Genomic DNA, 9,786 nt, shown 5'->3' on the forward strand with positions numbered 1-9,786 from the left:
CATCAGAGCCCAGTCATTATGGCTGGGCTTTTTTGTGCGTAAATCAGCGACATATCGGCGCCTAAAAGCAGTCAAGCCGGTTGTCAGTCATGGTCTTTTTCTTTACTATTTGCCGCGCCTTATTCCGCCCGGTTTGTGGGGTTATGCCCGCACAAACCGTACCACCCGAGCCCGGGATGGGGAGTAGCCTCCAGGGGAGATCATCTCGATGAGTAAAGACGGCGTAAACACCAGCCGGCGTACCTTTCTGATTGGCCTGACATCTGCTGTCGGTGCTGTAGGTGCGGTCGGTGTGGCAGTGCCCTTCGTAAAATCATGGCAGCCCAGTGCCCGTGCAGAAAATGCCGGCGCCCCGGTCACCATTGATATCAGCAAGCTTGAAGCCGGACAGCGCGTGGTGCGTGAATGGCGCGGCCAGCCCGTCTGGATTGTACGCCGCACGCCGGAAATGCTGGCGGGCCTGGATGAGCTGAGTGACACCGCGACGCTGCGCGACCCGCAGTCGGAAGTGGGCACACAGCAGCCTGCCTACGCGCAGAACGTGTATCGTTCCATCAAGCCGGAAGTGCTGGTGCTGATCGGCACCTGTACGCACCTGGGTTGTTCGCCGACCTACATTCCGCGGCCGACGGTGCAGTTGCAGCATGGTGGCTTCTTCTGCCCCTGCCACAACTCCACGTTCGACTTTGCCGGCCGTGTGTATCGCGGCGTGCCAGCGCCCACCAACCTGGTGGTGCCGCCTCACTCCTACCTGGATGATGCTGTCATCATCGTCGGTTCTGAAGAAGGAGAGACCGCATAATGGCTATCGTAAAGGGTCTCGTTAACTGGGTGGACGCGCGTCTGCCGGTGGTCGAAGCGTTTCGCAAGCATATGTCCGAGTACTATGCGCCGAAAAACTTCAACTTCTGGTACTACTTCGGTGTTTTCTCTCTGGTGGTGCTGGTCAACCAGCTGCTCACCGGTATCTGGCTGACCATGTTCTATTCCCCCACGGATGCCTTTGCATCGGTGGAGTACATCATGCGTGATGTGCAATTCGGCTGGCTGATTCGCTACATGCACGCCGTAGGCGCCTCGGCCTTCTTCGCGGTGGTCTATCTGCACATGTTCCGCGGTCTGCTGTATGGCTCCTACAAGCCGCCGCGTGAGCTGGTGTGGATCTTCGGCATGATGATCTACCTGGCACTGATGGCAGAAGGCTTCCTGGGTTATGTGCTGCCCTGGGGCAACATGTCCTACTGGGGTGCGCAGGTGATCATCTCGCTGGCGGAAGCGATTCCGTTCCAGATCATCCCGTTTGTGGATGGTGCGCAATCAGCCGCCATGGGTGAAGCGCTGACCACCTGGGTGCGTGGTGACTATCTGCTCTCCGACGCCACAGTGAACAAGTTCTTCGCGCTGCACGTTGTGGCCATTCCGCTGGTGCTGGTTGCACTGGTGGTGCTGCACATCCTGGCGCTCCACGAAGTGGGGTCCAACAACCCGGATGGCGTGGAGATCAAGAAGCACAAGGACGAGAACGGCATTCCCAAAGATGGCATCCCGTTCCACCCTTACTACACCGTGAAGGATCTGGCGGGCATCGTAGTGTTCCTGATGGTCTTCGCCGTGGTGGTGTTCTTCTTCCCGGAGGGCGGCGGCTACTTCATCGAGCGTCCGAACTTCGAGCCTGCAAACCCGCTGGCGACGCCTGACCATATTGCGCCGGTCTGGTACTACGGCCCTTACTACGCCATGTTGCGTGCTACCACCTTCAGCATCCTGCTGGACGCCAAGTCCTGGGGCCTGATTGTGATGGGCGGTGCTATCGCTATCCTGTTTGTGGTGCCGTGGCTGGACCGTCATCCGGTCAAGTCGATCCGCTACAAGGGTATGTTCAGCAAAGTGACGCTGATGCTGTTTGCCTTTGTCTTCGTGGTGCTGGGCTACTTTGGCACCCAGCCGGATCAGGTGGCCTTCTCCATGCCGTTCATGGAAGGTGGGGATGTGACTTACACCCATCTGGCTGGCCTGGGTACGGTCTACTACTTCTTCTTTTTCCTGTTCGTCCTGCCGTTCGGGCACCGCTTCGAGAAATCCAAGCCGGTACCTGACCGTGTGACCGGAGGCCACTGATGAAAAAGCTTGCTGTTGTGCTACTCAGCTGTCTTCCAATGCTGGCCATGGCGGCCGGTGGTTACAATGAGCACGTCGAGCGTGCGCCGGTCAATCTGAAGGACAAGGCGTCCATGCAGCGCGGTGCGCAGCTGTTCATGAACTACTGCATGGGCTGCCATTCGCTGGAATACGAGCGTTACGTGCGTGTGGGCACCGGTCTCAACATTCCGGAAGAGCTGGTGTTGAAGCACCTGAACTTCACCAGCGACCGGATTGGTGACACCATGCAGATCGCGATGCCGAAAGACGAGGCGGCGGCCTGGTTCGGTGCAGCACCGCCGGATCTGACCAACACCGCACGTCTGCGCACGCCAGACTGGGTTTATTCTTACCTCATCAACTTCTATGAGGATGAAGAGCAGCCTTACGGATACAACAACAGAGTGTTCGAGAATGTGGGCATGCCCCACGTGATGGCCGCTGTTGAAGAAGAGCTGGGCGAGCAGGAATTCCGTCGCGCCATGCTTGATATCACCAACTTCCTCACCTACGTAGGTGAGCCGGTGCGCGTCCAGGCTGAGCGCATTGGTGTGTATGTGCTGGCGTTCCTGTTTCTGTTGTGGATTCCGGCCTACCTGCTGAAGAAGGAATACTGGAAAGACGTGGAGTAATATCCCCGATTTTCAGCGCCGAACAGGGTAGCCGTATTGCGGCTGCCCTGTTTCTGTCTGTACCTTTACTGTCTGCACAAGCCGCGGGAGATGACATACCATGGGCGTTGTGACCAAACGTTCTTCGATGACCTTTTTTTCCAGTCCGAAGGATCATTACAGCCATCGCGTGCGTATCGTGCTGGCGGAAAAAGGGGTGACCGTCGATATCGTTGATGTGGACGATAACGACAAGCCGGAAGATCTGGCGTCACTGAATCCCTACAACGAAGTGCCGACACTGGTGGATCGTGAACTGACGCTGTTCCAGTCCAATGTCATCATGGAATACCTTGATGAGCGCTTCCCGCATCCGCCCCTGTTGCCGGTCTACCCGGTAGCCCGTGCGCACAGCCGTTTGCTGATCCATCGCATCGAGCGCGACTGGTGCGGGCATGTGGATGCGATTCTGGCCGGCACCGAGAAAGAAGCCGAACTGAACAAGCGCCGCAAGGCCCTGCGTGACGGATTGACCAGCATCGCACCGGTGTTTGCGGAAAAGCCGTTCTTCATGAATGAAGAGTTCACGCTGGTGGATTGCACCATTGTGCCGATCCTGTGGCGCCTGAATCATCTGGGTGTCGAGTTGCCGGGCAAGCAGTGCAAGCCGCTGATTGATTATGCCGAACGCATCTTCAATCGTGACAGCTTCCAGGCCAGCCTGTCCGAACAGGAACGGGAAATCCGCAATCCGCTGTAAGGGCTCGCCCTGAGCAGAGAAAGGAGTTGATGTGCCAGAGATGACGCCGAACCGGCCCTATCTGATTCGGGCCGTGTACGAGTGGATCTGTGATAACGGATTGACGACACATCTGCTGGTGGATGCGAACTACCCCGGGGTGACTGTGCCCCGGGAGTTCGTCAACGACGGTCAGATCATCCTGAACATCACGCCTTCGGCAGTCCAGCATATTGATGCCGGCAACGAAGCCATCACGTTTTCTGCCCGCTTTGGCGGGCGGGCCATGAATATCTTCGTGCCTGTTGAAGCCGTGCTTGCCGTGTTTGCGCGGGAGAACGGCGAGGGCATGGCGTTTGAGCCCACCCTGCAGCCACCTGAGCCAACGCCACCAGACACTTCACCAGACAGCCCTTCTGACAATGCGTCAGACAGTGCTTCCAATAGCTCCCGGGGCAGCGCCAAAAGCAGCCGCCCGACGCTCAAGGTCGTCAAATAGGCGGCTGATCCGGCGATTGAGTCAGGGCGTTTCGATATATTCGATGATCTTGACGATTTTCTGCGTGCCGTAGACTTTCTGTGCCTGCGCGACCGCCGCGTCCGCCTCTGCGCGGGTCAACAACCCCATCAGATAAATCACGCCATTGGCGGTGATCACCTTGGTGCGCCGTCCCGGCGCATCGCCATCAAACAGCAAGCGGGTTTTGGTCTTGGTGGTAATCCAGGTGTCGCTGGTGCGTGACAGCCAGGAACGATTGGCGCTGACCTGCAGTTCGTTGTGCACATTGCGGACATGGCGAATGCGGCCGGCAATATCGCTGGCGCGGGTTTTCAGTGCGGCATCCGGCACCTGGCCCACCAGTAATACATTGCCATTGAAGCTGATCACTTTCATCGGCGCCTGACGAAAACGCTCGTCAGCGCGATACAAATTGATGCGTGTCTTGCGCGCGATGCTGCGATCTTCCACCCGCGCACCGGAGGTGCGTTTGCCGTGGTTCTGGTCCACCGGCTCATCGGAGAAACTGGCCACCATACGTGCGCAGCCGGTGGTTGCCGGCACGACAGAGATGATCAAGGCTGCACACAGCAGCGCTTTCAGATAGCGGACCATTATTCCCCTCCAAAAAGTTGCTGATCGATATAATCACACAGAGTCTGTATGACCAGCAGATGTATTTCATGAATGCGTGCGGTGACGGATGACGGGATACGAATTTCCACGTCGCCGGCGCCGTACAGGTTGGCCATGTCGCCGCCTTCGTGGCCGGTGAGTGCGATGACGTTCATGTCCCGGTCATGGGCTGCCTGCACGGCCTGAATGACATTGCCGCAGTGGCCCAGCGGCGATATTGCCAGCAACAGGTCGCCGCCATTGCCCAGCGCGCGAATCTGTTTGGAGAAGGTTTCGTTGTAGCTGTAGTCGTTGGCAATTGCACTGAGCGTGGTGGCATCCGTGCCGATGGCCATGGCGGGCAGGGCAGGGCGCTCGCGCTCGAAGCGATTCAGCAACGCGCTGGCAAAATGCTGCGCATGGCTGGCGCTGCCGCCGTTGCCGCAGCTGAGCATCTTGCCGCCGCTCAGCAAGCACTCGACCATACGCTGGCCGGCCACGACCAGTACATCCGGGAGGACTTCCGCGGCCTTGACCTGGGTTTCGATGCTGTCGACAAAGGTCTGCCGTACGCGCTCTACACTCATGATGTAGCCCCGGTGTGGGCCGGGCTCCGTGTCGTCATGGTCATTCGTCGATCACCTGTCAGAAATCATTTACTGTGCTATTCAGCGTAGAAGGCGCCCGTCACCCAGTCGAAGTGAAAGCCCTCGCCGTCCGGCGCCATGCCCAGCACATCGAAGCGGCAGTCCATATCGTGGCATGACGGATAGCGCGCCAGATAATAGCGCGCGGCATGGATCAGCCGCCGCTGCTTGCGCGGTGTGACTGACGCCAGCGCGCCGCCGTATTCGCCGGAGCCCCGCAGTCGCACCTCGACAAAGATCAGCGTATTGCCGGTGCGCATGATGAGGTCGATCTCACCCTGCCGGCAATGAAAATTGCGCTGCACAGTGCGTAGGCCCTGTTGTTGCAGCCAGCGTTCCGCTGCCCGCTCTGCGGCGCTTCCCTGCTGCCGCCGGTTGAGATATTGCGTCACGCGTTCCATGCGTTCGTTCCCTGAAAATGGGCGCCTTGTTGAAAAAAGTGTTCAGTTACCCTGGCGCGGCAGCGCACGCTGTTGCTGTACCACCGGCAGGCGCTGTGGCGTGCCGCGGCGGAAGTGCGCCCAGTCCAGGCGCCGTTCCACCCGGTTGTCGTCGGTCAGGCTCAACGCACCGGTGGCACCGGGCATGCTGCTGCCCGGCGCCGAGCGCAGCAGCGCCAGGCGCGCTTGCAGTCGATAGGCATCCACGCCCATGGCAAACAGACGCTCATAACGGCCGTGGCCTTGTGGCCAGGCCTGCGCCGCCGCAGCGTGGAGCGTGGAGTCCCGGTCCAGCAGCCAGGGCAGATCGACAAAGCGGATGCCATTGAGGTCATTGTCGCGGTCCGGCTCCGGCTGGCCGCTGTAAATATTGGAGATACTGTAGACCGGCAGATTGCCAGCGTAGTGGAAATTCAGTGCCGGTTTCAGCTGGCGCCCCTGGGCCGGATTGGCGGCCATGAAGAGAAAGTCCAGATCCTGGCGCCGACGCGGTTCGAACTCCAGACTGCTTGGCGCATAGCGGCGCAGCGACCGGGCGCGCGCTTCGCTCTGGCCGAGGGAGAGCATGCCCTTTACTGTTTCGCTGGCGTTGTCGTCGTAGGTGGCCTCGGTGCTGATCACGCCGCCCAGGCGTTGCCATTCGGTAATGAAGGCGCCCGCCACGCGCTGGCCCCAGTCGGTGCGCGGATAGAGCACACCGGCAAGTCGCGCGCCTTCCTCGTAGGCCTGCCGGGCGACTTGTCGTGCTTCGTCTTCCGGCGCCAGACCGAATTGATACAGCTGCTCTGCCAATGGCGGTTGGTCGGTATAGTTCAGTGTGAGTGTGGTGACCGGCAACTGGGCTACTTCGGCAAGCTGCTCGGCCTTGTCCCGCTCCAGCGGGCCAATGATGAAGTCTGCGCCTTCTACCAGCGCCTGGTTGTACAGGGTGGCGACATCCTCGTGCTGGCTGTCGATGAAGCGCAGCTCCGGCACCGGATGGCCTTGCTCCAGGGCGCTGTAGTAGGCGGTCAGCATGCCGTCGCGAATGGCTTGCGCGGCGTCAGCCAAAGGCCCGTTGAAAGGCAACAGTACAGCGACGCGCCGCGGTCTTTCCCTGACGGCTTGCTGCAGTGCCTGCACCATCTGCGGCTTGTCGAGGGCTGCCGGGTGGCTGAACCATTGCCGCTCCCAGTCTTCCAGTGCGGCCACCTGGCTGTCGAGATCGGCCATCGGGTCGCGATACAGTTGCGCCAACTCGGCCCAGCCCCGCAGGTCTTCCTGGCTGTCACTGACGAGGATTTCCAGTTCGTTGCGCGGCAGGTGCATCAGCAGCGCCCAGATCATCTGGCGGTTGTAGTGCTGCGCGTCGCGCTCCAGTTGTGCGTCCATGGCGACACGTCCGCGCAGGCTGCCGCTCAGATCACCCTGCAGTGCCAGTGCATCGGAGCGCAGCAGCAGATACCGGTTCTGCAGTGCCAGTGGTGCTTCATTGGCCAGCCGCTCGGCTTGCAGTGTCTCGTCGTCCAGCAGCGCCAGCGCCCCATCGGCGTCCTGACGCGTCAGCCGCACCCGGGCGCTGAGCAGGATCCATTCCAGTCGCTGATCGCCTTGCAGGCGTCGCACGTCGATATTCTCGAGCAGGACGTCAGCGTCCTGGACGCGCTCTGCGGTGAGATACTCTTCTGCCCAGACCAGTGCCTGCGCGTTGCGGTCGGCGGCGCGCATCTCCTGCAGCGCATTGAGGGCACTGTCCAGACGCTCCGGTGCCGTGGCGGGCGCTGGCGGCTGGCTGGAGGATGTCGCCGGCGTGGTGGTGCAGGCGCTGACACAGCACAACACCAGCAGGCTCAGGCAGAAACGTTGGAAGAAGGGCATGATCACCTGCGGTCGAATTGTTGAGACGAAGCGACTATTGTATGCGCTTCGTCTATAGCCCTCCACAGAGGTTCCCGAATGACCGGTACTTTATACATTGTCAGTACGCCGATTGGTCATCTCGGGGACATTACCCGTCGCGCATTACAGGTCCTCGGTGAGGTGGATGTGGTCGCTGCGGAGGACACGCGTCGCAGTGGCCAGCTTCTGGATGCGCTGGATATCCGTGCGCGGCTGGTGAGCTGTCACGACCACAATGAGACGGAGCGCAGCCCGAAGCTGGTGGCACAGTTGCTGGCAGGGCAGTCCGTGGCGCTGATTTCCGATGCGGGCACACCGCTGGTGAGCGATCCGGGCTATCGGCTGGTGCGCGCTTGCCAGGAGGCGGGCATCACCGTGGTGCCGATCCCGGGCGCCAGTGCTGTGCTGGCCGCGCTGGCGGTGGCCGGGTTACCGACGGACCGCTTTGTGTTTGAAGGCTTCCTGCCCAGCAAGGGCGGGCCGCGGGCGCAGGCGTTGCAGCGCATTCTGGCCAACAGCGCCACCTCGGTGCTGTTCGAGGCGCCGCATCGGGTGCTGGCACTGCTGGAAAGCCTGGTGGCGGCGGGCGCGGCCGAGCGCGAGATAGCGCTGTGCCGTGAGTTGACCAAGAAATTCGAAACTGTGCGCCGGGCAACGGTGGCGGAGTTGCTGGCCTGGGTTGCCGCCGACAGCGATCAGCAGCGCGGCGAGATCGTGCTGGTGCTGGCGGGTGCCGATGACAGTGCCCGCGAGAACGCCGAATTGCTGCCCCTGGCCAAAGCGCTGCTTGAGGAACTGCCGGCCTCTCGTGCGGCCCGCGTGCTGGCCGCCGTGACGCCGCGCAAACGCCAGGAGCTGTACGCCTGGCTGGAAACGCTATAGCCGCCAGCCGGGGCGGGCTGTACACTCCCGCCCGGATCAACCAGACAGTCGCTGGCAATCTCGTATTGCTGGAGGAAAGTCCGGGCTCCACAGGGCAGGGTGCCAGGTAACGCCTGGGGGCCATACTGGTGACGGTATGGCTACGGCCAGTGCCGCAGAGAATATACCGCCGATGGCCTGTTTCTTCGGAAACGGTGCACAGGTAAGGGTGAAAAGGTGCGGTAAGAGCGCACCGCGCCGCTGGCAACAGCGGTGGCAGGGTAAACCCCACTCGGAGCAAGACCAAATAGGGATCCGTTGGCGTGGCCCGCGCTGGATCCGGGTAGGTCGCTAGAGGCCGGCGGCGACGCCGGTCCCAGATGAATGACTGTCCACGACAGAACCCGGCTTATCGGTTGATCCACCTTATTCCCGGCAGTGCTTTTGATAGCGCGACGCACAGCTCCCTGGTCAGGGGAGCTGTGCGGCCTTTCAATAGTGGTGTCGTTATTTCTTTTTTGCTTTATTTGTATGTTTCATATTCGAAATTGATCTAGCTCTTAATGTAAGTTCTCAGAAGCGCTCGCCACCTCGCTGATTAGCCTGAGAGTCCCATGGCACTGTGCCACCCCCACTTGTCTCCACTTCCTGCTCATATGCCCTAACCACCTGATTCGTAAAAGCTTTCTTTTACATTCGGCTACTCACGCCAGCTTGACTTTGAATTCGCTGCGGCCATAGAGTGTCGCAATGTGGAGAAAAGTGGGAATTAGTGGGATTATCACTGACTAATTCAGGGGCTAAAGGATGGAATCCGGCGGCCTGCACACGGACCTCCGGCCAGGCTGCACGCAGGCTCGGCCGGATGGGATGGAACCGACAGCGGGGTAAGCATCGTGTTTAGTGGGCGCAGTGCCCTCAATCTGGATGCCAAAGGGCGTCTTGCGATACCGACCAGGCACCGTGATGAGCTGCAGAGCTCTTGCGGTGGTCGTGTCGTTGTGACGCACCATCCCTATGACGCCTGTCTGGCGCTCTACCCCGAGCAGCAATGGAATGACGTGGCGCGCCAGGTGGCGAGCCTCAGTGATGCCGATCCCGTGGTGCGCTATCTCAAGCGCCGCTTCCTTGGCCAGGCCGTTGAGCTGGACATGGATGGCAGCGGTCGCTACCTGATCCCGGTGGAATTGCGAGAGCTTATCGGGTTGGAAAAGCGCGCCATGCTGGTGGGGCAGATTCACCGCTTCGAAATCTGGAGCGAAACGGCATGGCAAGCCGAGCAGGCGCAATACGACCAGCTCGATCACGCCGCCATGCCGGAAAGCGTTCAGAAGCTGGCGTTCTGATATCTGTCGAG

The 9,786-nt window shown here is 60.4% G+C and carries 11 protein-coding genes and 1 other RNA gene; 8 read left to right on the forward strand and 4 right to left on the reverse strand.

What is annotated here, in order from left to right; all coding sequences use genetic code 11:
* The first annotated feature begins 208 nt into the window (after positions 1 to 208).
* The 5 genes from petA to K8B33_RS11115 all read left to right on the forward strand — a co-directional run bounded on the left by petA (position 209) and on the right by K8B33_RS11115 (position 3,988).
* Positions 209 to 802, forward strand: a complete 594-nt coding sequence (petA, locus tag K8B33_RS11095) for a ubiquinol-cytochrome c reductase iron-sulfur subunit (RefSeq protein ID WP_223426426.1) — start codon at positions 209 to 211, stop codon at positions 800 to 802.
* A complete protein-coding gene (locus K8B33_RS11100; RefSeq protein WP_223426427.1) occupies positions 802 to 2,118 on the forward strand; it encodes a cytochrome b in 1,317 nt (438 codons plus the stop codon). Before petA ends, K8B33_RS11100 begins: the two co-directional genes overlap by 1 nt.
* A complete protein-coding gene (locus K8B33_RS11105; RefSeq protein ID WP_223426428.1) occupies positions 2,118 to 2,771 on the forward strand; it encodes a cytochrome c1 in 654 nt (217 codons plus the stop codon). Before K8B33_RS11100 ends, K8B33_RS11105 begins: the two co-directional genes overlap by 1 nt.
* A 100-nt stretch (positions 2,772 to 2,871) precedes the next feature.
* On the forward strand, positions 2,872 to 3,510 hold the full coding sequence (locus K8B33_RS11110; protein ID WP_223426429.1) for a glutathione S-transferase N-terminal domain-containing protein: 639 nt from the start codon (positions 2,872 to 2,874) through the stop codon (positions 3,508 to 3,510).
* Positions 3,511 to 3,550: 40 nt separating this feature from the next.
* Positions 3,551 to 3,988: a ClpXP protease specificity-enhancing factor gene (locus tag K8B33_RS11115; protein ID WP_223427129.1), complete on the forward strand. Its 438-nt coding sequence runs from the start codon at positions 3,551 to 3,553 to the stop codon at positions 3,986 to 3,988.
* Between the two features lie 21 nt (positions 3,989 to 4,009).
* Here K8B33_RS11115 and K8B33_RS11120 read toward each other — a convergent pair whose 3' ends face one another.
* The 4 genes from K8B33_RS11120 to K8B33_RS11135 all read right to left on the reverse strand — a co-directional run bounded on the left by K8B33_RS11120 (position 4,010) and on the right by K8B33_RS11135 (position 7,547).
* The gene (locus K8B33_RS11120) at positions 4,010 to 4,603 is read right to left on the reverse strand and encodes a BON domain-containing protein (protein ID WP_223426430.1); all 594 of its coding nucleotides are present in this window, start codon (positions 4,601 to 4,603) and stop codon (positions 4,010 to 4,012) included.
* The gene (locus K8B33_RS11125; protein ID WP_223426432.1) at positions 4,603 to 5,190 is read right to left on the reverse strand and encodes a phosphoheptose isomerase; all 588 of its coding nucleotides are present in this window, start codon (positions 5,188 to 5,190) and stop codon (positions 4,603 to 4,605) included. The genes K8B33_RS11120 and K8B33_RS11125 overlap by 1 nt, the downstream gene beginning before the upstream one ends.
* A 77-nt stretch (positions 5,191 to 5,267) precedes the next feature.
* The gene (locus K8B33_RS11130; RefSeq protein WP_223426433.1) at positions 5,268 to 5,651 is read right to left on the reverse strand and encodes a YraN family protein; all 384 of its coding nucleotides are present in this window, start codon (positions 5,649 to 5,651) and stop codon (positions 5,268 to 5,270) included.
* Positions 5,652 to 5,693: 42 nt separating this feature from the next.
* The gene (locus K8B33_RS11135; RefSeq protein WP_223426434.1) at positions 5,694 to 7,547 is read right to left on the reverse strand and encodes a penicillin-binding protein activator; all 1,854 of its coding nucleotides are present in this window, start codon (positions 7,545 to 7,547) and stop codon (positions 5,694 to 5,696) included.
* A 78-nt stretch (positions 7,548 to 7,625) separates the two neighbouring features.
* Between K8B33_RS11135 and rsmI the strand changes: the two genes are divergently transcribed.
* The 3 genes from rsmI to mraZ all read left to right on the forward strand — a co-directional run bounded on the left by rsmI (position 7,626) and on the right by mraZ (position 9,775).
* A complete protein-coding gene (gene rsmI, locus K8B33_RS11140; RefSeq protein ID WP_223426435.1) occupies positions 7,626 to 8,450 on the forward strand; it encodes a 16S rRNA (cytidine(1402)-2'-O)-methyltransferase in 825 nt (274 codons plus the stop codon).
* 32 nt (positions 8,451 to 8,482) lie between these two features.
* Positions 8,483 to 8,857, forward strand: an RNA gene (gene rnpB / locus K8B33_RS11145) — RNase P RNA component class A.
* A 468-nt stretch (positions 8,858 to 9,325) separates the two neighbouring features.
* On the forward strand, positions 9,326 to 9,775 hold the full coding sequence (gene mraZ, locus K8B33_RS11150; RefSeq protein WP_223426436.1) for a division/cell wall cluster transcriptional repressor MraZ: 450 nt from the start codon (positions 9,326 to 9,328) through the stop codon (positions 9,773 to 9,775).
* Positions 9,776 to 9,786 lie beyond the last annotated feature (11 nt).

This window comes from Alcanivorax limicola (assembly GCF_019931215.1).
Taxonomy (GTDB): Bacteria; Pseudomonadota; Gammaproteobacteria; order Pseudomonadales; family Alcanivoracaceae; genus Isoalcanivorax; species Isoalcanivorax limicola.

Excerpts from the sequence above, each read along its gene's own strand:
- petA (WP_223426426.1), top strand. The coding sequence starts at position 209 with ATGAGTAAAGACGGCGTAAACACCAGCCGGCGTACCTTTCTGATTGGC.
- K8B33_RS11120 (WP_223426430.1), bottom strand. The coding sequence starts at position 4,603 with ATGGTCCGCTATCTGAAAGCGCTGCTGTGTGCAGCCTTGATCATCTCT.
- rsmI (WP_223426435.1), top strand. The coding sequence starts at position 7,626 with ATGACCGGTACTTTATACATTGTCAGTACGCCGATTGGTCATCTCGGG.
- K8B33_RS11130 (WP_223426433.1), bottom strand. The coding sequence starts at position 5,651 with ATGGAACGCGTGACGCAATATCTCAACCGGCGGCAGCAGGGAAGCGCC.
- K8B33_RS11100 (WP_223426427.1), top strand. The coding sequence starts at position 802 with ATGGCTATCGTAAAGGGTCTCGTTAACTGGGTGGACGCGCGTCTGCCG.
- K8B33_RS11105 (WP_223426428.1), top strand. The coding sequence starts at position 2,118 with ATGAAAAAGCTTGCTGTTGTGCTACTCAGCTGTCTTCCAATGCTGGCC.
- K8B33_RS11125 (WP_223426432.1), bottom strand. The coding sequence starts at position 5,190 with ATGAGTGTAGAGCGCGTACGGCAGACCTTTGTCGACAGCATCGAAACC.
- K8B33_RS11115 (WP_223427129.1), top strand. The coding sequence starts at position 3,551 with ATGACGCCGAACCGGCCCTATCTGATTCGGGCCGTGTACGAGTGGATC.
- K8B33_RS11110 (WP_223426429.1), top strand. The coding sequence starts at position 2,872 with ATGGGCGTTGTGACCAAACGTTCTTCGATGACCTTTTTTTCCAGTCCG.
- K8B33_RS11135 (WP_223426434.1), bottom strand. The coding sequence starts at position 7,547 with ATGCCCTTCTTCCAACGTTTCTGCCTGAGCCTGCTGGTGTTGTGCTGT.